Annotated in this window: 21 protein-coding genes; 9 read left to right on the top strand and 12 right to left on the bottom strand. The window is 69.2% G+C overall.

The annotated features are described in order from the left end of the window. Positions 1-30: 30 nt before the first annotated feature. Positions 31-249: a Type 1 glutamine amidotransferase-like domain-containing protein gene (locus ASC98_RS17605; RefSeq protein WP_056811138.1), complete on the top strand. Its 219-nt coding sequence runs from the start codon at positions 31-33 to the stop codon at positions 247-249. Positions 250-603: 354 nt separating this feature from the next. Here the strand turns inward: ASC98_RS17605 and ASC98_RS17600 are convergent, their stop codons facing one another. Next, the gene (locus ASC98_RS17600) at positions 604-1875 is read right to left on the bottom strand and encodes a PEP-CTERM sorting domain-containing protein (protein WP_157597722.1); all 1272 of its coding nucleotides are present in this window, start codon (positions 1873-1875) and stop codon (positions 604-606) included. 466 nt (positions 1876-2341) lie between these two features. Between ASC98_RS17600 and ASC98_RS17595 the strand changes: the two genes are divergently transcribed. The 3 genes from ASC98_RS17595 (at position 2342) to ASC98_RS17585 (ending at position 4448) form a co-directional block, all read left to right on the top strand. Next, the gene (locus ASC98_RS17595; protein ID WP_056811144.1) at positions 2342-2611 is read left to right on the top strand and encodes a helix-turn-helix domain-containing protein; all 270 of its coding nucleotides are present in this window, start codon (positions 2342-2344) and stop codon (positions 2609-2611) included. Beyond that, complete coding sequence (locus tag ASC98_RS17590) at positions 2601-3833, top strand: type II toxin-antitoxin system HipA family toxin (protein ID WP_056811147.1); 1233 nt, start codon at positions 2601-2603, stop codon at positions 3831-3833. Before ASC98_RS17595 ends, ASC98_RS17590 begins: the two co-directional genes overlap by 11 nt. Positions 3834-3902: 69 nt before the next feature. Continuing rightward, positions 3903-4448 (top strand): DUF4256 domain-containing protein, encoded by a 546-nt coding sequence (locus tag ASC98_RS17585; protein WP_056811149.1) that lies wholly within the window; start codon positions 3903-3905, stop codon positions 4446-4448. On the opposite strand, the gene ASC98_RS17580 is transcribed toward ASC98_RS17585, so the two are convergent. After that, positions 4438-5355, bottom strand: a complete 918-nt coding sequence (locus ASC98_RS17580) for a LysR family transcriptional regulator (protein WP_056811152.1) — start codon at positions 5353-5355, stop codon at positions 4438-4440. The two genes, ASC98_RS17585 and ASC98_RS17580, sit on opposite strands and share 11 nt — an antisense overlap. Before the next feature lie 104 nt (positions 5356-5459). On the opposite strand from ASC98_RS17580, the gene ASC98_RS17575 reads away from it, so the two are divergent. Then, positions 5460-6446: an NmrA/HSCARG family protein gene (locus ASC98_RS17575; protein WP_056811155.1), complete on the top strand. Its 987-nt coding sequence runs from the start codon at positions 5460-5462 to the stop codon at positions 6444-6446. A gap of 16 nt (positions 6447-6462) precedes the next feature. Here the strand turns inward: ASC98_RS17575 and ASC98_RS17570 are convergent, their stop codons facing one another. Genes ASC98_RS17570 through ASC98_RS17550 form a run of 5 tightly spaced genes read right to left on the bottom strand, consistent with a single transcriptional unit; the run spans position 6463 to position 13719 of the window. Further along, positions 6463-7335 carry an alpha/beta fold hydrolase gene (locus ASC98_RS17570; protein WP_056811159.1) on the bottom strand — a complete coding sequence of 291 codons (873 nt, stop codon included), beginning with the start codon at positions 7333-7335 and terminating at the stop codon, positions 6463-6465. Further along, positions 7319-7978 (bottom strand): TetR/AcrR family transcriptional regulator, encoded by a 660-nt coding sequence (locus ASC98_RS17565; RefSeq protein ID WP_082541650.1) that lies wholly within the window; start codon positions 7976-7978, stop codon positions 7319-7321. The genes ASC98_RS17570 and ASC98_RS17565 overlap by 17 nt, the downstream gene beginning before the upstream one ends. Continuing rightward, complete coding sequence (locus tag ASC98_RS17560) at positions 7971-11093, bottom strand: efflux RND transporter permease subunit (RefSeq protein ID WP_056811166.1); 3123 nt, start codon at positions 11091-11093, stop codon at positions 7971-7973. The genes ASC98_RS17565 and ASC98_RS17560 overlap by 8 nt, the downstream gene beginning before the upstream one ends. Then, positions 11090-12226 carry an efflux RND transporter periplasmic adaptor subunit gene (locus ASC98_RS17555; protein WP_056811168.1) on the bottom strand — a complete coding sequence of 379 codons (1137 nt, stop codon included), beginning with the start codon at positions 12224-12226 and terminating at the stop codon, positions 11090-11092. The genes ASC98_RS17560 and ASC98_RS17555 overlap by 4 nt, the downstream gene beginning before the upstream one ends. Then, complete coding sequence (locus ASC98_RS17550) at positions 12223-13719, bottom strand: efflux transporter outer membrane subunit (RefSeq protein ID WP_082541649.1); 1497 nt, start codon at positions 13717-13719, stop codon at positions 12223-12225. Before ASC98_RS17550 ends, ASC98_RS17555 begins: the two co-directional genes overlap by 4 nt. Positions 13720-13796: 77 nt before the next feature. On the opposite strand from ASC98_RS17550, the gene ASC98_RS17545 reads away from it, so the two are divergent. The 3 genes from ASC98_RS17545 to ASC98_RS17540 all read left to right on the top strand — a co-directional run bounded on the left by ASC98_RS17545 (position 13797) and on the right by ASC98_RS17540 (position 19286). Then, positions 13797-14447, top strand: a complete 651-nt coding sequence (locus tag ASC98_RS17545; RefSeq protein ID WP_056811174.1) for a TetR/AcrR family transcriptional regulator — start codon at positions 13797-13799, stop codon at positions 14445-14447. Positions 14448-14555: 108 nt separating this feature from the next. After that, the gene (locus ASC98_RS31335) at positions 14556-15341 is read left to right on the top strand and encodes a DUF4011 domain-containing protein (protein ID WP_200952963.1); all 786 of its coding nucleotides are present in this window, start codon (positions 14556-14558) and stop codon (positions 15339-15341) included. A 66-nt stretch (positions 15342-15407) separates the two neighbouring features. Continuing rightward, positions 15408-19286, top strand: a complete 3879-nt coding sequence (locus tag ASC98_RS17540) for a DUF3320 domain-containing protein (protein WP_200952962.1) — start codon at positions 15408-15410, stop codon at positions 19284-19286. Between the two features lie 18 nt (positions 19287-19304). Here ASC98_RS17540 and ASC98_RS17535 read toward each other — a convergent pair whose 3' ends face one another. Then, positions 19305-20207, bottom strand: a complete 903-nt coding sequence (locus ASC98_RS17535) for a cation diffusion facilitator family transporter (RefSeq protein ID WP_056811176.1) — start codon at positions 20205-20207, stop codon at positions 19305-19307. A gap of 149 nt (positions 20208-20356) precedes the next feature. Between ASC98_RS17535 and ASC98_RS17530 the strand changes: the two genes are divergently transcribed. Next, entirely contained in the window at positions 20357-20842 is a 486-nt protein-coding gene (locus ASC98_RS17530) for a DUF1203 domain-containing protein (protein WP_056811180.1), read from the top strand. On the opposite strand, the gene ASC98_RS17525 is transcribed toward ASC98_RS17530, so the two are convergent. The 4 genes from ASC98_RS17525 to ASC98_RS30550 form a co-directional block, all read right to left on the bottom strand. Next, the gene (locus ASC98_RS17525; protein WP_056811183.1) at positions 20837-21730 is read right to left on the bottom strand and encodes an SGNH/GDSL hydrolase family protein; all 894 of its coding nucleotides are present in this window, start codon (positions 21728-21730) and stop codon (positions 20837-20839) included. The genes ASC98_RS17530 and ASC98_RS17525 overlap by 6 nt on opposite strands. Before the next feature lie 74 nt (positions 21731-21804). Then, positions 21805-22692: a LysR family transcriptional regulator gene (locus ASC98_RS17520; protein ID WP_082541648.1), complete on the bottom strand. Its 888-nt coding sequence runs from the start codon at positions 22690-22692 to the stop codon at positions 21805-21807. Positions 22693-22732: 40 nt separating this feature from the next. Beyond that, positions 22733-23323 carry a nuclear transport factor 2 family protein gene (locus tag ASC98_RS17515; protein ID WP_157597720.1) on the bottom strand — a complete coding sequence of 197 codons (591 nt, stop codon included), beginning with the start codon at positions 23321-23323 and terminating at the stop codon, positions 22733-22735. After that, on the bottom strand, positions 23320-23484 hold the full coding sequence (locus tag ASC98_RS30550; protein ID WP_157597719.1) for a hypothetical protein: 165 nt from the start codon (positions 23482-23484) through the stop codon (positions 23320-23322). Before ASC98_RS30550 ends, ASC98_RS17515 begins: the two co-directional genes overlap by 4 nt. Positions 23485-23609 lie beyond the last annotated feature (125 nt).

The following is a 23609-nucleotide window of genomic DNA, read 5'->3' as shown; positions in this document are numbered from 1 at the left end:
TCGCTTCACCGGGTCGACCCAGTAGTTCCCTTGACGGGCGAAGACCGCGCCCTGGGCCTTGTCGATTTCTCCATCTTCCCGCACCTGGACTACCCGGGCTTCGACGAGAACACGATGGCGTGCGCCGAAAGGTGGGCAGCAGAGATCGGCGGCCCCGCCTATGCCATCGACGACCAGACCGCCGTTCAGGTCGTCGACGGCAAGGCCACGGTCATCACCGAAGGAAACTGGCGCTACTTTGGTGGTTGACGTCACCCTGTCATCTACGCCATGACGACTTCTCTTGACAACCTCCAGATCCGCGAACGCATTGATGCGTGGCACGCGGCGGTAAACCTGCGCGACGTCTCTCTGCTGCACGACGCTTTCGAACCGTCCGCGCTGTGGGAGGTGCTGGCACCGGTGAACCTCCGCCACGAAGGTCGCGACGCGATCCTGAAGGGGCTGCGGGAATCGATGGCGCGGCAGGAACTGCTGGTACAGCTGAATTCCGGCCTCGTCGTGACCCTGCGCAGCGACAGCGAAGCTCCGCGTTCAATGGCCAACTCGACGCAGGAGGCCTCGAGGGCGGCCGCTAGCAGCCGATGCGAAAGCCCGGTCAAGTCACCGCGTCTGCGTTCTGCGCCAGGCCAAGACCCCCAGCCCGAACAGCATCAGCAGCACCGTGGCCGGCTCCGGCACCGGCGAGATCAGGTAAGCCCGCCCGTTGTCACCGTTGGCCACGAACTGCCCGAGATCGTTGATGCCGGTCACGTTGACAAAGAGCCAATCGCGCACGCTGCTCGCCAGGTTGTTGAACGACAGCGTGTTCACGTCGACCAGGCCGTAACCGTCGGCGCCGCTGATGAAGGCGTGGTCCATCATGTTGAGGGTCCAGTAGTAGCTGCCACCCACCTGGCCCGAGCTGTTGACTGCCAGCCCGTGGCTGCTCAGCTGCCAAGCCCCTTGCATCTCGAACTCGCCCATGTCGTACACGTTCAGCCTGCGTCCGATGCCGTCGGGCCCGGCAATGAAGGCCGCTGCATCGGTGTAGTAGTAGTTCTCGGTGGTGCCCACGATCCGCCCGTACTCGGTGATGCCGGCCGCCGTTGACGTGTGGTCGGGGTTTGTCGGATCGGCGCCGATGATCGCAATCGGCGCCATCACGCCATACGGGGCGCCGTTCGTGGTGTTCGTGATGAAGCCGCGGGCGTTCCCGAAGTACAACGAATCCTCGTGGCCCAGGATCACCGTGGACGCACCCACCACCTTGCCTGCATCGTTGATGCCGTTGCCGACGGCGTTGGTGCCGCCCAGCGTGCCGAGCTCCACCGGCGCTGCGCCGGCTGCCGCCGTCGCAAACGCACGCTGCGTGCCCTCCGCGGTGAAGTACGTGCCGGTCACTTGCCCGCTGTTGTTGATGCCGTTGCCGAAGCTGTGCGTTCCAGGCGTGGCGAGCGCCTGCGGCGCGATGCTGCCGTCGGCCCGGTAGACAAAGGCGCGCGGGTTGCCCACGGCGGGGTTCTCGCCATCGTTGCCGGGTGCGGTGGCCGCGGTGCCCACCACCCAGCCGTTGTTGCTGATGCCGGTCGCCTTGTTCCAGTTGCCGCTGGCCAGCGTCGGGATCGCTGCCAGGCCCGTGCCGTTGGCGCCCGTCACGAAGGCCTGGTAGCTGCCGGTGTAGGACTCCCCGCGGTACAACTGCCCAAAGTCGTAGCCATAGCCGACCACTTGGCCGCTGTTGTTGAGGCCGGTGGCGTATGAGTGCTGCCACATCCCGCCCAGCGTGCCGAGGTCGGTGATGCTGTACTCCAGAGCGTGAGATGAAACGGCCGCACTGAACAGGCACGCGCCCGTGGCGAATGCACCCAGCAGCCGCATGAATCGATGCTTCATAAGACTCTCCCGCAGTTGGCGCGGCGACGGCCGCCGCCATGCTTTTTATGACGGATCGGTCGCGCGGTGTAGCCGGCGAGGCGTTCAGGGGTTTCGGACTGAGAATGTCCATGCCCCCCCTCCGGACGCATCAGCTCAGGATCCACGCCATGTCGCAGACATCCCAGTTCTCCGCCGGCCCGAGCAATCTCTCGATGCCCGAAGCGACGGTGATTCCGGTGCTGAGTTATCCCGATGTTTCTGTGGCCGCCGCCTGGCTCTGTCACGTGTTTGGCTTCAGTGAACGGCTGCGGATCGGGAACCATCGGATCCAGTTAGTACAGCGTTGCCGATCTGGCGGGTCGTGCGTGGACGTTTTCGCAGTCGGAAGCCAACATCAACCCCGCGACTGGGGCGCCAAAGCGTAGAGGGATCACCTGTAAGCCATACCTGTCATTTCTGTTCTGAACCTCTATAATTGCACGTTATGACTGACAGTATTCGCCTTCCAGATGAGTTGGGCCGGGCACTGATCGAGCAGCGCAAGGCGCTCGGCCTCAGCAAATCCGCCCTCGCCGAGAAGTCAGGAAAAGTCCGGGAGGTCATCTACCGACTCGAAGCGGGCGAAGACACCACCGTGTCGTCGTTGATGGCCGTGCTGGGTGCGCTGGGCCTTGCACTGCGACTCGAGCGGGTGGGGCTGCCCACCGCGGATGAAGTCTCGCGCCGGTTCCAGGACGACGACGATGCTCCCTGAAAAGATCCGCGCACTCGACGTCGACATTGGCGACGCGCCCCATGCAGGGCAGCTGCTCAAGGCGTCCGCCTATGAGTTCCGCTATCTCGAACCAGACCTCGAGCAAGCGACGGTGGCCTTGCTCATGCCGCCGAAGCAGACATTGACCTGGCAGGCCGGAGACCTGTTCGCGCCCATGGACCAGAACCTGCCCGAGGGCGACCTGTTCATGCGCATCCGCGAGCTGTTTCCCAAGCAGCCGATGACGCCGATGCACCTGCTGGCGCTGGCCGGCCGCAACGGCATCGGCCGCCTGGGCTATCGCCTGCCGGGCGCCCCCGACGTGGCCGCTCCTCGGGTCATCAGCAAGGCCGAACTGCTCAGCACGCGGTACACGCCCGAGGTGTTCGGCAAGCTCGTGGCGGCCTACCTGAGCACCGGCGCCGGCATCGCAGGCATGCAGCCCAAGATCATGGTGCCTGACCGGCCTACCGTGCCAGTGCCCTCGCTCATCGTCAAGGCGGCCAGTCCGTCCTATCCGGGGCTCGCGGCGAACGAGTTCCTCTGCCTCTCGGCCGCTCGGCGCGCGGGCATCCTGGTGCCCGAGTTCTCGCTCTCCGATGATGGACAGATGCTGATCCTCGATCGATTCGACATCGTCACGCACGACGACGGCCGCATCGATCGCCTGGGCTTCGAGGACATCGCCGCGTTGGCGGGGCTGCGCGTGCGCGACGTGTTGTCGGACCGCAAGTACCAGGGCAGCTACCAGCGCGTGGCCGAACTGCTTCGCCAGATGCAATTGCACAGCGACAACCTGCATCGCTTCTTCGAGCAGGTGGCCTTGTGCATCATGGTGCGCAACGGCGACGCACACCTGAAGAACTTCGGCGTGCTCTACCGCAGCGAGATCGACGCATGGCTGGCACCGTTGTTCGACGTGGTGACGACGTCCATCTATCGCTACACGCGCTATCAGGGTGGGCCCGAGCTGGAGGACAGAACGCTCGCGCTCAAGCTCTTCGCCGGCAAGCACGGCAGCAAGGTCTATCCCACCGTCGAAGAACTCCACGACTTCGGACGGCGCGTCTGCGGCGTCAGCCAGCCCGCCCAGGTGCTCGATCGCATCGCGCAGGCCATGCGGCGGACCCTTCAGGATGCGCGGCAGGATGCCCGCGTGCCCGCGTCACTTCTGCAGACGATGGCGGCGGCGTGGGAGACGGGGCTGCACTATGCACCCTGACGTGGTGCGCTTGAATCAAGCGCGCCTCCACCCCGCCGCAAGGCGGTCATCAACGCAGAGGAGCAAGCCATGAACGCACAGCAACGCGAAGAGCTTTTGCAGACCTTGAAGACCCGCTTCGACAAACACCCGAAACGGCACAAGGGCATCGCATGGCCCGACGTGCTGCGCCGGCTGGAAGCCAACCCCGACAAGCTGCGCTCGCTGCACCAGATGGAAGCCAGCGGCGGCGAGCCGGACGTGATCGGTCACGACAAGCCGACGGGCAGCTTCGCGTTCTGCGACTGCTCGGCAGAAAGCCCGACAGGTCGACGCAGCGTCTGCTACGACCGCCAGGGCCTGGAGTCGCGCAAGGAGCACAAGCCGGACCACACCGCGGTGGACATGGCCGCCGAGATGGGCATCGCGCTCATGACGGAAGCGCAGTACCAGGCACTGCAGCAATTCGGCGATTTCGACACCAGGACGTCGAGCTGGATCGAGACGCCCGCCGACGTCAGGGCCCTGGGCGGCGCGCTGTTCGGCGAGCGCCGCTACGGCAGGGTCTTCGTTCACCACAACGGCGCGCAGTCGTATTACGCCGCACGCGGATTCCGCGGCTGCATCACGGTCTGACCCCGTCGTCCTCGTCCACCATCGCCTTCAGCACGTCGCGCACCCAGCGTTGGCCGGCATGCGCGTGGTTGCGCTCGTGCCACAGCATGCCCACCTCGAAGCCCGGCACCGGAATCGGGCACTCGACGATCCGCAATGCATCGGTGCGATCGCGCACCAGCCGTTGCGGCACCAGCGCGACCAGGTCGGAGCGGGCCACCATCTCCGGCACGAACAGGAACGACGCCGCGGACAGCACGACGTTGCGCCGCAGGCCGAGCGCCGCCAGCAGCTCATCCACCGGCGTGACGAAGTCGCCGCCGCGCAACGACACGATGACGTGCTCGAGCTGCGCGAACTGTTCCGCCGTGAGCTTGCGGCGCAACCGGGGGTGGCCGCGGCGGCCCGTCAGCACGTAGCGCTCGTCGAACAGGTGGCGGCTGCGCAGGCCGGCCGGCGCATCGCCGGGCGTCATCAACGCGAGGTCCACGTCGCCGCGGGCCATCTGTGCCGCCAGCTGCGCCAGGTCCAGGGTTCGCAGCGCGATCCGCACGCCCGGCGCCTGCCGGCGCAGCTGCAGCACCAGCGGCTGCACCAGCGCGGCCTGCAGGTAGTCGGTGCAGGCGATGGCCACCGTCAGGCGGGCTCGCGCGGGATCGAAGTGGCCATGCCGGCCCACCGTGGCGCGCACCTGGTCCAGCGCATCGCGCAGCGGCGCCCGAAGCTCGTCGGCCTTCGCGGTGGGCGTCATGCCGCGCTGCGCCGGAATCAGCAACGGGTCGCCGAACAGCTCGCGCAGGCGCCCGAGCTGCGCGCTGACCGCCGGCTGGCTCAGGTGCAGGCGGCTGGCAGCGCGCGTCACGTTCTGCTCCGCGAGCAGGGCTTCGAGGGTGACCAGCAGGTTCAGGTCCAGGCGCTTGGTATCCATGTGGCGGATGGTAGGCCAGTAGAAAGACGATTTCACGCGATGGCACGTTCCGCCCAGACTGCACCCATCGGCGCGCATTGGGCGGGCCTGTCTGGAGAAATCGCGTGTCCCCTCGTTCGTCGCTCCCCCTGATCACCGTCGCTGGCGCCGCCAGCAAGCAAGGCCGCAGCGTGGCGGCTGCCCTGCTGGCCAGCGGTCGCTACCGCGTGCGCGCGCTGGCGCGCAGCGCCGACAGCGCGCCGATACGCGAGCTGGCGCGGCGCGGCGCCGAGATCGTCGTCGTGCCGCTGGAGGCCGGCCGTCGTGACGAACTCGCCGCGGCCATGCGCGGCTCGCACGGTGCGTTCCTGATGACGCCTCCGGTGGCGCCCGTGCCGCCGCCGGGCCGCCCCGAGCTGGCGCTGGGCATCGAGCTGGCCGATGCAGCGCTCGCGGCGGGCGTGGAGCACGTCGTCTGGAGCAGCCTCGAAAACGTCGAAGCCCGCACCGGCGACACGCAGTGGGCGCCGCACTTCACCGAGAAGGCCCTGGTGGAGGCCCACCTGCGCACACTGCCGCTGCGCAGCTCCTTCATCCAGCTCGCCTTCTTCTACAGCAACTTCCTCGAGTACTACGTGCCGCGGCCGCAAGCCGACGGCAGCCTGAGCTTTGCCGTCTACCTGCCGCCGGATGCGCCCATGCCGTTCGTCGATCCGCTGACCGCCACCGGTCCCGCGGTGCTGGCGCATTTCGACGACCCCGAGGCATACCACGGGCAGACCCTGCCGGTGATCGGCGAGGTGCTGACGGCGCGCGAGATCGTCGACATCTTCGTCCGCGTGACGGGCAGGCGTGCGCACTATGCGTCGGCCTATGCGCGCGACGACTTGCTGGTTCATTTCCCGGCGTTCGGTGCCGACGCGTGGCTCGTGCGCGAGATCGTGGGAATGGTCACCTACGCGGTCGACCACGGGTACTACGCGCCGGAACGCGACACGGCCTGGAGCCGGCGAAACGACCCGGACGCGCTGACGTGGGAAGGGTTCCTGCGTCGCACCGGTTGGCAGGGAGAGCCCACCAGCTTCGGCGCGGCAACCCGGACGGCCGGGTAGCGGCCGCCCAGGCACATCACGCGGCCCGGTTCAACAGCCTGGCCGGCACGTCGGGTCGCTCCAGCGCGAGGAAGTGGCCGGCGCCGGGCACCTCGGTGAACTCGGCGGCGGGAAGCAACTGCTGGTTGGCTTGCCTGTCCGAGGCCCGTGACCAGTCCTTCTCCCCATAGAGAAGGTGAACCGGCACGCCGGCCGCGTGGTAGCGCGAACGCGCCGCGATGAGGCTGGGCAGGCTCGCGTACACGGCGCGGGCGACGATCGGGTAGCCGGGTCGGCGGCCCACCTTGAGCAGTTCGTCCAGGTAGTCGTCGCGCAGCGCCGTGGTGTCGACCAGGCCGCCCTTGAGCACGGCGCGCATGATCGGTCTGGGTTCCAGTCCCGCGAGCACCGGGCCGATGCCGGGCGCGAGGACCCCGGTCACGATGAAGCGGGCCAGGTAGCTGGACCTCGCGATGCCGCCGGCGTAGTCATAGGGGTTGATGGCCACGACGCGCCGAATCCGTTCGGGCAGATCGGCCGCGGTCGTGAGGGCGAGCACCGCGCCCATCGACTCGCCGAGCAAGCTCACGTCGCGCAGGTCGAGTCGCGTGATCAGGCTCTTCACTGCGGCGCGCATCGCGGGCTCCTGATACGACGCGCCGGGCACGATCTCCGAATAGCCCATTCCCGGCAGGTCGAGCGCGTACACGGTGTACCGCTGCTGGACCAGCGGAATGAGGTGGCGGAAGTGCTCGGCCTGCGTGCGCACGGTGTGCAGCAGCACCAGCGGTGCACCCGTTCCGCCCTGGAGGTAGCGCAGCCGGCTCTGGCCTGGTTCGCTCGGTTCGAGAACATGGCTGCTGAAGCCGGCGATCGAGATGCCGGAAGGGGTGTCAATCGTTGCGGACATGGGGGTCTCCTCGGGGCTGTGTCAGACCTTCGAGCACGAACTCGAGGTGGCGGGTGAAGAGATCGGGGGCGTCCATGAGCGCGTCTTCCGGCGCGCACGGACCGATGGCATGCCGGTGCAGGCACATGATGAGAAGTGGCAGCACCAGCGCGAGCACCACCAGGTCGGGATCCACCGGGCGGAACTCGCCGCGTTCGATCCCCCGGACGACGATGTGGGTCACGCGGCGGCGCGCCGGCTCGATCACCTCTTGCGACCAGAACTCCGCCAGCGCGGGGAAGCTGCGCGTTTCGGTGAGCACCAGCTTGAAGATGCCGCCGGCATGGCTTTTCATCAGCGCCGAGCGCCAGCGGGTCAGGACCTCGCGCAGCAGGTCGGGGCTGGCCCGGGCATCGGAGTGCTCCTGCGTGCCGATGGTGATGCCGGACGCGAAGCGCTCCGCCATCAGCGCCATCAGCAGGTCTTCCTTGCTGCGGAAGTAGAGGTACAGCGTGGCCTTCGAGACGCCGGCCCGCGCGGCGATGTCTTCGGCCCGCGCCGCCGCGAAGCCCCGCTCGACGAACAAGGCCAGGGCCGCGTCGAGCAGTTCGCGGGGCCGCGTCTGCTTGCGTCGGTGGCATGCGGGGCCCACGCGCTCAGGCATGGGACGCCTCTCCCGCCGGCTGCGCGCCGACCGCAAGCGGCGCAGCGGCGGGTGCCTGCGCCGGGCTGTCGCGCCGGATGCGGAACCAGGCGGCGTACAGCGCCGGCACGAAGACGAGCGTGAGCGCCGTCGCCACCACCAGGCCGCCCATGATCGAGATGGCCATCGGGCCCCAGAAGACGCTGTGCGTCAGCGGGATCATCGCCAGCACCGCGGCGGCCGCCGTCAGCACCACCGGACGCGAGCGCCGCACCGTGGCGTCGACGATGGCGCTCCAGGGCGCCACGCCGCGTGCGATGTCCTGGTCGATCTGGTCGACCAGGATGATCGAGTTGCGCATGATCATGCCGCTCAGCGCGATCACGCCGAGCAGCGCGACGAAGCCGAACGGCGCGTGGAACAGCAGCAGCGCCGGCACCACGCCGATCAAGGCCAGCGGCGCCGTCATGAACACCATGAACAGCCGCGAGAAGCTCTGCAGCTGGATCATCAGCAGCGTCAGCATCACCGCGAACATCGCCGGGAACACCGCGAACAGCGCCTTGTTGGCCTTGTCGCTCTCCTCGGTGGCGCCGCCGTCTTCAATGCGGTAGCCGGTGGGCAGGCTGTCGACGATGGGCTGCAGCGACGGGCGGATCTGCGCCGTGGCATACGGGCCCTGCACGCCGTCGACGACGTCGCTGCGCACGGTGAGCGCCATGTCGCGGTTGCGCCGCCACAGCACCGGTTCTTCGAAGCCGGGCTCGATGCGCGCGATCTGCGACAGCGGCACCGTCACGCCATTGCGCGCGAACACCTGCAGGTCGCCGAGCTGGCCGATGCCCTTGCGTTCGTCGGAGGTGGCGCGCACGACGACGTCCACCAGTTCCTCGCCGCGGCGGATCTGCGTCACGCTGGCGCCGGCCAGCGTGGTCTGCACCAGGCCCTGCACGTCGGCGCTCGTCAGGCCGAGCAGCCGGGCCTTGTCCTGGTCGACGTGGACCTGCACCGAGCGGACCTGTTCGTTCCAGTCGAGTTGCGTATCGCGCACCAGCGCGCTCTGGCGCACGGCGTCGCGCACCCGGTAGGCGATCTCGCGCACCTGCGCCTTGTCGGGGCCGATGACGCGGAACTGCACCGGGAAGCCCACCGGCGGACCGAACTCCAGGCGCGTGACGCGGGCCGTGACGTCGGGCAGGGCCTCGTCCTGGGCGAACAGCGCCATCAGGCGGGCGCGCACGCGTTCGCGCTGCTCGATGCCGGCCGTCTTGACGACGAACTGCGCGAAACCCGGGTTCGGCAGTTCGGGCTGGATCGACAGGTAGAAGCGTGGCGTGCCGCCCCCGGTGTAGGCGGTGAAGAACTCGATGTCCGGGTCCTTCGCAAGCCGCGCCTCGAGCAGTTTCACCTGGCGCTCGGTGGCGGCGAACGACGCCCCCTCGCGCAGGCGCAGGTCCACCAGCAGTTCCGGCCGCGACGCGGTCGGGAAGAACTGCTGCTGCACCAGCAACATGCCGGCGCCGGCCACGCCGAAGACCAGCACCGTGATGCCCAGCACCCACGCGCGGTGGTGCACTGCCCGGTCGACGACGCCACGCAGCCAGCGGTAGACCGGCCGGTCGTAGGGGTCGTGGTGCGTGCCTGTCGACAGGTTCTTCGGCAGCAGCAGCACGCCGAGGTACGGCGTGAACACCACGGCCACCAGCCACGACAGGATCAGCGCCGCGCCGACCACCCAGAAGATGCCGCCGGCGTACTGGCCGGCGATCGACTTGGCGAAGCCCACCGGCATGAAGCCCGCGGCGGTGACCAGCGTGCCGGTCAGCATCGGGAACGCGGTGGAGGTGTAGGCGTAGGTGGCCGCGCGCAGGCGATCCCAGCCTTCCTCCAGCTTCACCACCATCATCTCGACGGCGATGATGGCGTCGTCCACCAGCAGGCCGAGCGCGATGATCAGCGCCCCCAGCGAGATGCGGTCGAGGTTCCAGCCGGCCGCATACATCACGCCGGCCACCAGGCCCAGCACCAGCGGCACCGAAGCGGCCACCACGATGCCGGTGCGCCAGCCGAGGAACAGGAAGGACACGGCCAGCACGATGGCCAGCGCCTCCAGGAACGAGCGCTCGAACTCCCAGACCGATTCCGCCACCACGCGCGGCTGGTCGGCGTACTGCTGGATCTCGACGCCCGCCGGCAGCTGCTGCCGCACCTGCGCCAGGCGCTGCTCCAGCGCATGTCCGAAGTCCAGCACGTTGCCGTTCGGCTGCATGGTCACGCCGATGCTCAGCACCGGCACGCCGTTGTGGCGGATGGTCAGGCTCGGCGGGTCCTCGCAGCCGGTGCGCACGGTGGCGATGTCGGCCAGCCGCAGCAGGCGACCTCCGACTTCCAGCGTCACGTCGGACACGTCCGCGGCGCTGCGCAGTCCGCCGTCCACGCGCACCTGCACGCGGTCGTTCGTCGCGTCGGCCGAACCGGCCGGCGCCACCAGGTTCTGGCGCGCCAGCGCGTCGAACACGGCGGTCGGCGCGAGGCCGAGCGCGGCCAGCCGCCGCGTCGACACCTCCACGTACACGCGCTCGGCCTGCTTGCCCAGCACGTCGACCTTGCCGACGCCGTCCACCGCCTGGATGCGCCGTTTCACGTCTTCGGTGACCGCCAGCAGCTCGGCCATCGACAGCTCGGGCGCGCTCACCGCATAGAGCACGCTGTAGCGGTCGTTGTACTCGTCGTTGAAGAACGGCCCGCGCACGCCTTCGGGAAACTCCTGGCGCACGTCGCCGATCTTCTTGCGCACCTGGTACCAGGCGTTGTCGAGCTCCGCCTTGCTGCTGCCGCCCTTCATCCACAGCGTGATGCCGCCGTAGCCCTGGCGCGAAAAGCTGCGCACGTACTCGAAGTGCTCCAGCTCCTGCAGCCGGCGCTCGATGCGGTTGAGCACCTGGTCCTGCACGTCCTGCGCGGTCGCGCCGGGCCACACGACGATGGCCGTCATCTGCGGCACGTCGAAGTTGGGGTCCTCCAGGCGACCCAGCCGGCTGAACGACAGCACGCCGACGATGAGCGTCGCGATGATCAGGAACAGCACCATCGGCTGGTGCGTGACGGCCCATTCGGACAGATTGAAGCGTTTCATGAGCTGCTCTTGGCAAGAGGGGCCGGCCCGGCTTCGGGCATGCGTTCGACGGCGCGCACCTTGAGGCCGGCATCGAGCTTCTGCGCGCCGACGCTGACCACCCGGCTGCCGGCGGCCAGGCCGGTGACCTGCACCGACGCGTCGTCCATGCCGACCACCTGCACCGGCTGGAAGGTCAGGCCCGAGCCCTTGGCATCCAGCAGCCAGACGCCCGCGGAGCCGCTCGCCTTCACCAGCGCGGTGACCGGCAGCGTGGCCGCCGCCATGCCGGCGCCCGGGCCGGACAGCGTCAGCTGCATCGTGCTGCCCAGCGGCAGCCCCGCGACCTGCGCGCGCGATTCGGGGGACGCGGCATAGCGCACGCGGAAGGTCCGGCCCTGCACGCTGGCCAGCGGCGAGAGCTCGCGCAGCACCAGCCGCAGCGGCGCCTTGGCGTCCTGCCAGGGTGTGGCCACCGCGGCCAGCGTGCGCGCCCGGCCCACCCAGTCCTCCGGCAGGTCGGCGACGATCTCGCGCTCGCCGTCGCGGGCCAGCGACAGCACCGGCTGGCCTTCGGCGACGACCTGGCCGCGCTCGAAGCGCAGCGCCGTCACGACGCCGGCATAGGGCGCCACCAGCGTGGCGTAGCCCTCGCGGTTGCGCGCCAGGTCGAGCTGGCGACGCGCCTGGTCGAGGCGGGCCGCGGCCGCATCGGCCCGCGCCTTCTGGCGCTCGTGGTCGGCGCTGCCCACCGAGCCATCGGCCAGCAGGCGGCGCATGCGCGCCTCGTCGGACGCAGCCTGCTGCGCATCGATGGACGCGGCCTGCACCTGGGCGGCTGCGGCATCGACGGCCAGCCGGTAGTCGCCCGGGTCCAGGCTGGCGAGCGCCTGGCCGGCCTTCACGACATCGCCGACCTCGACCCACCGCTCGAGCACCTTGCCGCCGGTGCGAAAACCCAGCTCGGTCTCGACGCGCGCATGGACCACGGCGGTGAAGGCGCGCGTCGGTCCCGACGCGGTCGGGGTGACCGTGGTCACGAAGACCGGCTTGGCGACGGCGGCAGGCGCCGGCGGGGCGCTGCAGCCGGCAAGCGCGATCGCGGCGAGGGCCGCTGCGGCGACGGCCGACACGGCAGGAAGGGTCTTGTTCACAGGGGGGTCCTCTCGGCAACGGAAGTGGGGGCAGCACCGGTGCGGGCCGGCGCGAAGCCCCCGCCCAGTGCCTTGTAGAGCTGGACGTCGGCCAGCGCCTGCTGGAGGCGGCTGTCCGACAGCGCGAGTTCGCTGGCCAGCACCGAACGCTGTACGTCCAGCAGCACCAGCAGGTCGATCTGGCCTTCGCGCTGCAGCGACTGCGCGCGTTGCAGCGAGCGGCGGCGGTGGTCGGCGGTGCGGGTCAACGCAGCGGCGCGCTCCGTCTCTTCGACGCGCACGAGCAGGCTGTCCTCGACCTCCTGCACGGCCACCAGCACCGTCTTCTGCCAGGCCAGCAAGGCCTCTTCGGCGCGCGCCGACTGCATGCGGATGCCGGCATCGATGCGACCGGCATTGAAGACCGGCGTCGCAAAGGCCAGCGCGACGTTCGAGAAGTGCACCGGCGCGAGATCCATCGCGTTCAGCCGCAGGTCTTCACGGCCGAACAGCGCGCTCAGGAAGAGCTTGGGCCACCACTGGGCGCGCGCCTCGGCGCCGCGCAGCGTCTCGGCCGCGACGCGCGCTTCGGCGGCGACCAGGTCGGGGCGGCGCCTCAGCAGGTCGCTCGGCTGGCCGGTGCCGATGGCGCGCGCGGCAGGCCACGCAAACGCCGCGCCCTCGCCGACGACGCGCGTCGACGGGTTGCGCCCGAGCAGCACGGCGAGCCGGGTCTGCGTGACACCGGCCAGCATCCGCAACGGCGGCACTTGCGCGTCGAGCGCATCGGCTTCGGCACGCGCGCGGTCCAGGTCGAAGGCGCTGGCCTCGCCTTCGCGCTGGCGGCTGGCCACGCGGCTGGCGGTCTCGCGCTGGGCTTCGGCCAGCGCTTGCACGATGCGCAGCCGCTCCTCGGCGCCGCGCAGCACGAAGTACTGCCGCGCCACCTCGCTGGCCACCAGCAGGCGCGCGCCGCCCACGCCGGCCTCGGCGGCCGCGGCATCGGCCTGCGCCGCGTCGCGCGCCGCGCGCACGCCGCCGGCCAGGTCGATCTCCCACGCCACGTCGACACCAACGCGCAGCGCGCGCGTGTCGGGTTGGCCGCCCTGCTTGACCGCGTCGGGCAGGCCGCTCTCGCTGCGCGAGGCCGAGGCCTGCAGGCCCACCGTGGGCCACAGGCGCGAGCCCTGCGCCTCGTGGCCGGCACGCGCCTGGGCGACGCGTTGCAGCGCGATGGCGACATCCTGGTTGGTGGCCAGCGCCGCTTCGACCAGCGCCGTCAGCGCCGGGTCGCCGTAGCCGGCCCACCAGGCGCCGTCCAGGGCCTGACCGTCGACGGACTCCGGTACGCCGCGCGCAAAGGCAGCGGTCAGCGGCACCGACGGGACCGGCGGCCGCACCGGCGCCACCGAGCAGGCCGACAGCAGGACCGACGAGAAGACCAACGCCGCCAGCGCCACCGGGCGGATCGCCCAGGCGCCGGGGTCGAGGCTGCGATGTGAGGGAGGTGTCATGAGGGCCTTCACTTACTGGACGATTGAGTACAGTAAGTGTACGAGACTATACTGGACTGTCAAGTACATTAACTAAGATGTCCAAGAACGAAACCGACCCCAATGCCGCACCGAAGCCGCGCGGCAGGCCGCGCGACCCGGAGCGCTACCGGCGCATCCTGGACGCGGCGCGCCGCCACTTCCATGCACACGGCCTGGAGCGCGCCAGCGTGGACGCGATCGCCGCCGAGGCCGGTGTCTCGAAGATGACCGTCTACAGCCACTTCGGGTCGAAGGAGGGGCTCTTCGAAGCGGAGGTGCGCGACCGCACCGAGCGCGTGGTCGGCGGCTTGGCGGGCGCCGAAGCGCTGGACCCGCAGCAGCCGAAGAAGGCGCTGCTGGCCATCGGCGAGCAGTTCCTGGCGCTGGCGCGCGAGGACGAGGCGCTGGGCCAGTTCCGCTCGCTGTACGGCGCCGCGGGAGTACAGCCCGAGGCCTGCCGGGCCTTCTACCGGCAGGGGGCCGACCGGCTGATCGGCGACCTGGCGACCTACCTGCGCCGCGCCGACGCGGCCGGCACGCTGAAGGTGCGGCACCCGCGGCAGGCCGCGGACCTGTTCCTCGCGATGTTCCTCGGCGACGGCCACATCCGCGGGCTGCTGATGCTGGAGATGCCCGATGCCGCGGAGAACAAGGCGCTGCTGCGGGAGGCGGTGCGGGTGTTCATGGCGGGCTACGCGGAAGCCTGAAGCCGGCACGATGCTTCGCTGAGCCGCGGTCCGGCGCAGCGGAAAGCCAATAATGCGTGCTTTCGGGACGCCTCGCACAGTGGCGCCCGTGGCGAGGGAGACGAGCACATGGCGACATCGACGACAGCGCAGGGGCCCGAAGACGAAGGGGCCCGGAGCGCGATATCCCGGCTCTTCGACGAGACGCGGCGAAGGCTGGTCGAGACCGGAACGAGGAATCGCCTCGTGCACGTCAACCGGGCGAACACCCGCGGCAACGTGCTGAACATCGTCGACGAACGCTCCGACGATGTGCATTCGGTCCTGTCGTCGGGCAAGGCGATGAAGTTTCGCGCGATCGGGCGCGATGGCGACAAGGACACCGCAGAGATCGCCTTTCCCGAGACAGGCCACGAGGGTGCCGACGAGGAGCGCTTCGTCGACGCGCAGCTCGATACCCGCCTCGGCCCCGAGGCGCTGCAGAAGAAGCTGCTGAAGATGGCACGCGAGGCGCAGACGGCGGAGGAGGAGTCCGGCGTCAACATTCTCTACATCGCCATGGGTTTCCTGACCTGGTTCGAGGACGAGGCCTCGGACGTGCCGAGGGAGGCGCCCCTCGTGCTGCTGCCGATCGAGCTCGTCCGCAACGCCCGCACGTCGACCTATGACGTCCGCATGCGCGAAGAGGACGTCATGACGAACCTCCCGCTGAAGCAGCGCCTGATGGACGATTTCGGAATCGGCTTGCCGGAGCTCGAGATCGGTGAAGAGTGGCGGCCGAGCGATTACTTCGCGCTGGTCGACGCCGTGATCGCCCAGCGTGAGCGATGGAAGATCGACCGGAACGGAATGCAGGTCGGGTTCTTCAGCTTCAACAAGCTGCTCATGTACCTCGATCTCGCCGTGGACGCGTAGCCGGACGGCGCACTGGCCGATCACGCGCTCACCCGCGGGCTGCTCTACGAAGGCTTCGAGAGCGAAGTGCCGCTGTTCCAGCCGGGCGATCGGCTCGACGACCTGCTGCCGCCGGACCGGCTGTTCCACGTTGTCGACGCCGACGCGTCGCAAACCAAGGTGATCGAGGAGGCTCGCTCGGGACGCAACCTCGTGGTGCAGGGCCCACCCGGAACCGGCAAGAGCCAGACGATCACCAACATCATCGCCGCGGCGGCCAAGGAGGGAAAGCGCGTGCTCTTTCTCGCCGAGAAGATGGCGGCGCTCTCGGTCGTGCACGACCGCCTGTTGAAGGTCGGCCTGCGCGACATCTGCCTCGAACTGCATTCCCGCAGCGCCAACAAGAAGTCCGTCCTGGCGGAGCTCGCATGGACGATGACGCAATCGAGTGCGATTCCCGACCTTCCCGGCGATCCGCTCGCGTTGCGGGAAACGCGTGACCGCCTGAACGACATTGCCGAGGCGCTGCATCGGCCCATCGGTGCGACGGGAGAAACGCCTTACAGCGTCATTGGCCGCCAGTCCCGGTTCGTCGCGGCAGGCTCCCCACCGCCGCGCCTTGATGGGCAGGCGCTCGCGTCCATGACGCGGGAGGAGGAAGCCGCGCTGCTCGTCACGATCAGGCAGCACCACGAGCGTCTCGTCATCGAAAGGCCGACGGGCGAGCATCCGTTCGAGGGCACGCGCCATCTCGACCTGCAGCCCGTCGACCTGGCGCGGTTGCCCGCGACGCTCCTCGAGGCGCAGCGTGCGGCATCGGCGATGGCGGCGGCGCTGCACACGCCCATCGAAGCCCTGGGCGCGACGGAAGCGATCGCGCTGGCCACGTCGGCCCCTGTGGCAGACCTGCTTGCGCGGCTGCAGGGCCTGCCTGCCGACGCGCCGGGCATCGCGCACGCCATGCTCACGTCGCCGGACCTGTCCCGGCTGCGCGAAGCGCTCCAGGCCGGGGTGGCGTGGCGAACTTTGCGCGATGAAGCGCAGCCGCTGTTCGTCGAGGCGGCATTCGAGCACCCGCTCGACGTCCTGCGGGCTCCTCTGGTCGCAGGCACTCGATCCTTCTTCGCCCGCTGGGGCGGCGCCTACCGGCGGGCCTCACGCGAACTCGGTGGCCTGCTGCGAGGACCGATGCCGAAACTGGCCGCCGACAGGGTCGCGCTCGTCGACAGCCTGGGCGCTGTCAAGTCCGCGAAGGCGTTGTGGGAGGGGGATCGCGAGCATTGCAGCCGCGTCCTTGGCGACGCCTGGCGCGCGGAGCAGACGCAGTTCGCGCGGCTCCTGGCGGTTGCCCGGTGGTGCGAGAGGCTTCGCGAATCGCCCGTTGCCGCAGCGCCGGAACGGATGCTGGCGCTCGCGGAGCGCGCAGATGCCGCCACAGCGATGCGCGAAGCCCTGCGCCAGGCGGAACCGGTCTGCCGATCGACGCTCGGAACGGTCAATGGCCTGCTGGACCTGGACCCGGCGGCGCTGGGCGCGAACGACATCGAGACCGCCGACCTCGGCGTCGTCTCGCGACGCTTCGGACAGATGGCCGAAGCGGTGGGCCGGTATGCATCCTGGGTGCAGATGGCGCGCCTGCGCCAGTCGCTCGAAACGGCCGGGATGGCGGCGCTCGCCGACAGGATGCGCTCAGGCGAACTGGACGGCGAGGCGGCAGCCGTGGAACTGCAGTTCGCGCGTGCCGAGCACCTGTGGAAGCTCGCGCTCGACGGCTCGCCGGCGCTGAAGAACATCGCCAGGACAAGGCGCCATGATCTCGTGGCGACGTTCGCCTCGCTCGAACGCAAGCGCCTCGGCGAGAACGTGGCCGCCATCCTCGCCGGACACCTCGCGCAGGTACCGCAGGGTGCACAGGGCGAGATGAAGATCATCCGGGGCGAGATCGGCAAGAAGCGCGGCCACCTGGCGATCCGGCGCCTGTTCGAACGGGCAGGCACCGCCGTGCAGCGGATCAAGCCGGTGCTGCTGATGAGCCCCATCTCGGTGGCGCAGTTCCTTCCGCCCGGCGTGCTCTCGTTCGACCTGCTCGTCATTGACGAAGCGTCGCAAGTGCGCCCGGAGGATGCCCTCGGCGCGATCGCGCGCGCGGGGCAGATCATCGTGGTCGGCGACAAGAAGCAACTTCCTCCGTCTTCCTTCTTCGATCGCGTGCTCGCCGACGAGGAAGACGAGCACGAGGGCGACGACGAGGATCTCGGGCCCGACCTGCTCGGTGGGGCCGCCAGGCTCGCCACGATGGAAAGCATCCTGAGCTTGTGCGAAGCGCGCGGCCTCGGCTCGCGCATGCTGCGCTGGCACTACCGCTCCCGGGACCCCTCGTTGATCGAGGTCTCGAATCGCGAGTTCTACGACAACGGGCTCGTGCTGCCGCCCTCGCCATTGCAGGAGGATGCCGCCTACGGCCTCTGCTTCACCCGCGTGGCGGGCGTCTACGACAAGGGAGGAAAGCGCCACAACCGCAAGGAAGGCGAAGCGATCGTGGCCAGGGTGGCCGAGCACGCCCGCGCTCATCCAGGCCTGTCGCTGGGCATCGTCACCTTTTCCTTCGCCCAACGGAACCTGATCACCGAGCTGCTCGAGCTGGCCAGGCGCAGCGATTCGACGCTCGACGCCTTCCTGCGGGAAGGCCAGCACGAGGACGTTTTCATCAAGAACATCGAGAACGTCCAAGGCGACGAGCGCGATGTGATCCTGATCAGCGTGGGATACGGTCCGGCCATCGCCGGGGGCAGGCTGTCCAGCATGTCCTTCGGCCCGGTGAACGGCGAGGGGGGCGAGCGCCGCCTGAATGTGCTGTTCACCCGGGCTCGCATCCGATGCGAGATCTTCGCGTCATTCGATCCGGGCGACATCGACGTGAGCCGGGCGGCTGGCGAGGGCCCTCGCATCCTCAAGCGCTTTCTCGAGTTCGCGAAGAATGGCCATGCCGAAGTGGGCGTTCCGACCGGCCTGGCTGCGGACTCGCCGTTCGAGGCGGACGTGGCAGATGTCATCCGCAGTTGCGGCTTTCTCGCCGATCCCCACGTGGGCTCGCCGGGCTTTCGCATCGACATCGGCGTGCGCCATGCCGACAAGCCATCGACCTACCTGCTCGCCGTGGAATGCGACGGCGCCACCTACCACGGCGCCTTGTGGGCGCGCGAGCGGGATCGGCTGCGCCAGGACGTGCTGGAGCAACTCGGCTGGCGCTTCCATCGGATCTGGAGCACGGACTGGTTCCATGACCGGCAGGCGGAGATCGAGCGGCTGCGCGCCGCGCTGGCCGCGGCACGCGATGCAGCCGAAGGGGGAGTTCGCATTCAAGGCGCCAACCGGAACGGGCCGAAGCCGACGGAGGATCGTGCGGCGGCGGCGGAGCCGATCCGGATTCCCGACGTCGTCGAGCGCCAGATGCCGGCCTACCAGCGCGCCGTGTTCCCGGTGGAGGGCCGCCAGGAGCCCCACGAGGTCCGTCCCTCGGTGCTGGCCGACCTCGCGCAGCGGATCGTGACAGCCGAAGGGCCGATCCATGTCGAGGAAATCGCACGGCGCATTGCGACGAGCTTTGGCAAAGAGCGATCGGGCGCTCGCATCCTCGAGGCCACGCGCGCGGCGTTGGAGAGCGCCCTGACGCGGTATGCCGAACTGCGCTCCGACGGCATCTTCTGGTTCACGCAAGCCCAGGCCGAAGCGCCACCCGTTCGCGACCGCGGCGCGGAAAGCGGTGCGACCGTGAAGCCGGACGTCATCTCGCCCATCGAGATCGATGCGGCCTTGCAGATGGCGCGCAACGACAACGGCGGAGGCGATCACACCGACCTGGTTCGAACCGCTGCAAGGCTCATGGGATTTCGCCGCGTCGGTCCGGAGCTGCAGGCCCGGATCGTCGGTCGACTCGGGATGACCCCCGAGAACCTGTCGCGATGATGCCCGGTCGATCGCCGCCTAAGTCACCGCCGCCGCCTCGATGAACAAGCGCTTGATCGTCGGGTAGGCCGCCCGCACCTGCCCTTGCAGCGCCGCGGCGGCCGCCGCTGCATCGGCCGCGCTGACCCCCGGCGCGAAATCCAGGTCCATCGTCACCAGCACGTCGTCGGGCCCGATGTACATCGACAGGATCCGCCCGACGCCGCTGACACCGGGGTGCGCCAGCGCCAGCTTGCAGATCGCCCGCGCCGTCTCCGGGCGGATGCCCTCGCCGATCAGCAGGCCTCGCGATTCCGCGATCAACAGCACCGCCACGCCGGCCAGCAGCACGCCGATCAGCATCGACGCCACGCCGTCGAGCACCGGCATGTCCAGCCGGTGGCTCAGCGCGATGCCGGCCGCCGCGATCAGCAGGCCGATCAGCGCGGCCGAATCTTCGGCGAGCACGGTGTAGGTGGTCGGGTCCTTGCTGCGGTGCAAGGCTTCCCAGAACGGCGTCTTGCCCGCCGCCTTCAGGAACTGCTGCAGCGCCACCAGGAAGCTCGTGCCTTCGAAGACGAAGGCCAGCGCCAGCACCACGTAGTTCCAGCCGGCGTCCTTCAGCGGGACCGGATCGCGCACGTGCTGCACGCCCTCGTAGAACGAGATGCCGCCGCCCAACCCGAAGATCAGCACCGCGACGATCAGGCTCCAGAAGTACAGCTCCTTGCCATGGCCGAACGGATGCTCCTCGGTGGCCGGCCGGCGGCTCAGGCGCAAGCCGACGAGCAGCAGCACGCCGTTGAAGGTATCGACACCCGAGTGGATGCCCTCGGACAGCATCGCCGAGCTGCCGGTGATGCCGGCCACGGTGAACTTGGTGATCGCGATCGCCACGTTGGCGGCGATCGCACCGTAGATCGCGATGCGGGACTCGGCCACTGCGCCCTCCTCGTTCTGCAGGTCGGTTTCGGGGGCTGGGCAATCTGCATTCCTGCTGCAGGGCACACCGAATTCCACGGCCGAAACCGGCGAGCCCCCACGCCGGCAGGCGGCGACGATGGCGGGTCTTTCCACCACCGGACACCCTCATGCACCACTTCCAATTGGCAGCCCTGCCCGCCGCCCCCTTCGCCGCGCTGTTCGAGCTGTCCGACGACGCACTCGCGCACCACGGCGCGCAGCGCTGCATCGCCGCTGAAAGCACCGGCTACCCGTGCCGCATCAGCCTCGAAGACGCCACGCAAGGCGACGAGTTGCTCCTGCTGCCGTTCGAGCACCAGCCTGCCGCCTCGCCCTATCGCGCGTCGGGGCCGATCTTCGTGCGGCGGGGCGCGTTGCAGCGCGTGCTACCGGCCGACCAGGTGCCGCCCTACCTGAGCACGCGGCTGCTGTCGGTGCGCGCCTACGACCGCGCCGACATGATCATCGAGGCCAGCGTGCGCGACGGCACCGAGATCGCCGACGAAATCCGACGCCTCTTCGGCCATCCCGCGGTCGCCTACATCCACCTGCATTTCGCGAAGCGCGGCTGCTTCGCATGCCGCGTAGATCGCGCCGAGCCGCAGCAGTCATAGCAACGGGTCCAACGCCGCCCGCCACGCCACCGCCAACTTCTTGTAACCCTCGCGCGTCGGGTGGATCTCGTTCTGCCAGTCGCCCGAGACGCCGTCGGCCGTCGGGTCCGCGGGCACCAGCCCGGCCGCTTGCGTGTCGACGACGACCAGCGTGTCGGCCGGATCCGCCGCCCGGTGCGCGTCCACCAGCTGGCGCAGCAGCCGGTCGAGCCGCCGCATCAGTTCGGCCGACACGCTGCCCCAGTCGTCGAGCGGGATGCCGAAGGCCGCGAACGCCGGCTGCAGCCACGGCCCGCTGATCAACCCCGCGCCCGCCGCCCGCGGCACCAGCGGCGCATAGTTGTGCAGCAGCGTCGGCGTGTGCCAGTTCTGCCCCGACGCGCGTTCGTCGATGAAGTGCGCGAAGACCTCGCCCAGGTGCTGCTCGAAGGTGTGCCAGCCGTCGCCGCTGAGGTAGCCCGCCGCGTCGGCCGGCAGGGCCGCGCGCTCGTCGGCGCGCAACAGCAGGCGCCGATCGCGCGGCGCATCGGGGCCGACCGACGCGGCATCGATCAGGTCGTTGCCGCCGCCGGACAGCAGGATCGCGTCCCAGCGGAACGACGACGGGCCGCGCAGCAGCCGCAGGAACATCGTCTCCGACAAGGTGTCGGCCATGTGCGCGAGCGTCTTGCCCGGCCGCGCGCAGTTGACGATCACCGCCGAGTGCGACAGCCACAGCTCGGCCAGCACGTTGCTCGTCAGGCCCGGCGGAATCGAGCCGATCGAGAACCACGAATCGCCCTGCGCGAGGCACTGGCGATCGAACAGGTCGAACGGGAACAACCCGGTGTCGCCCTGCCCATAGGCCGCAGCGGGGGCGATGATCTGGGCGCGGAAATCGGTGCTCATGGAGACTCCTGGTGGGCGCAGCAGCCTCTGGTGTACTCCAGGCCGGCCCGGTTGACCCCCCGTGACCCGGGGCGCTACAGGGCGGCACCGATGAAATCCAGCAAGGCCCGGATCTTCGGCGCCAGGTGCGGCCCGGCGGCATAGATCAGGTAGGCCGAACGCTGATAGGTGTCGACAAGTTGCCATTCAGGCAACACGGGCACCAGCGTTCCGTCGGCCAGGCCCTGCGCCGCACTGAACCCGGGAACCAGCCCGATGCCTGCGCCGCTGGCCACGGCCGTGGCCAACGCCAGGCTGTTGCCGATCGAATACCGACCCGAGACCGTCACGGCAAGGGTTTCATCGCCGCGCTTGAACGGCCACGCCGGGCCGAAGGCGCCGAAACCGAGGTGAAGGCAGCGATGCACCGTGAGTTCTTCCGGCCGCTGCGGAGCGCCGTGCGCCTCGATGTAGCCGGGGGACGCAATCAACAGGTAGGGCACGGCACACAGCCGCAGCGCGGCAAAGCCGGGCGGCGGTGCCGTCGTGATGCGCACCGCGACGTCGACCCGTTCATCGATCAGGTCGATCGGGCGGTCGTCGAACACCAGTTGCAGGTCGACGTCCGGAAACGCGTCGATGAAGCCCGCCAACCTGGGTGCGAGCCACACCTGCCCGAAAGCGACCGGCACCGACAGCTTCAGCAGGCCCGCGGCGCTGCTGCCGTAGTGGCCGGCCAGGTCCTGCACGTTGCGCGCGGCGGCAAGCAGCTTCTCGCATTCCGCGTGGATGTGGCTGCCCATCTCGGTCAAGGCCAGCGCGCGGCTGTTGCGCACCAGCAGCCGCGCACCGAGCGATTTCTCGAGGCGCGCCACGCTGCGGCTCATCGACGACGGCTCCACGCCCAGTGCGCGCGCGGCCTGAGAGAAGCCGCCGCAGCGCACCACCTGCGCGAAGGCGGCCATTTCATTGAACAACTGCATCGTCAGGGCATTCTCCGCCCGATGCCCGTGCCCCGGCAGATCAGCGCGGATAGCGGGTGAAGAATTCGCTGGCGATCTTCCAACGGCCATCGACCTTCAGCAGGTGAAGGACCTTCCAGCCCTTGCCGTCGAAGGCTGCATCCTTCAATGCCGTCTCGTAGTCGAGCGAGACCTGCGCCACGCTGCCGACCTGCTCGATCCGGATGTTGCTGAAGCGCTGCTTGAACTGCTTGCCGCTTTCGAAGATGGATTTCCTGAAGCCGGCGTAATCCTGGATGGTGACCAGGTTCGCCGAAGCAGGCAGTTCGCTCCACACCCCGCTGAACGGAATCTTCAAGTCGAGCAATTGCGACTCGAAGCGTTGCGAGTCGCCGGCCGAGACGCTGCTGGTGTAGGTCTCGAGCACGGCGTCGATGCGCTGCCGCTCGTCGGCAGAAGGGAAATTCCAGGCGTCCGGTGTCATGAAGGCGCTCGTTCGGGATGAATGGAGGGCCACGAGCACCACGGCGCACAGCAACGCCTTGCGCGAAAGCCTGCTGCGGCCTGAAGAGGTGGTTGCCAGACGGTTCATGCGAGTGGTGGAGTCGATGCCCGATTTTTGGCGCCGGGTCGACAGCGGGCAACAACTCAAACGCAAAGGTCCTGTGCGCCGGGCGCAATCGTGCCGAAGCCGGCCGCCTGGAGGCGCGCATCCTCAATACGTAGCATGCTGCACCGGCGCCGCTCCGCAAAAATCGCGCGTTGTCGTGCGGGAGATTTCCATTGAAACGCAGTGCGGTTCTGGTTGTTCATGCGTGCAGAAGTACGTTGCTGCGGGCAACTCGCGCCGCGCCCCAGCGCACCAACCCAACCGCTGAGGCAGCGCCGCGGCCAAGCCGGCTCCTGTCGCTCTGGCGGCGCCATGGCCGAGGGGCCAT

Source organism: Rhizobacter sp. Root1238 (assembly GCF_001425825.1).
Lineage (GTDB): Bacteria > Pseudomonadota > Gammaproteobacteria > Burkholderiales > Burkholderiaceae_C > Rhizobacter.
This window is presented reverse-complemented; position numbering and strand designations above follow the sequence as displayed.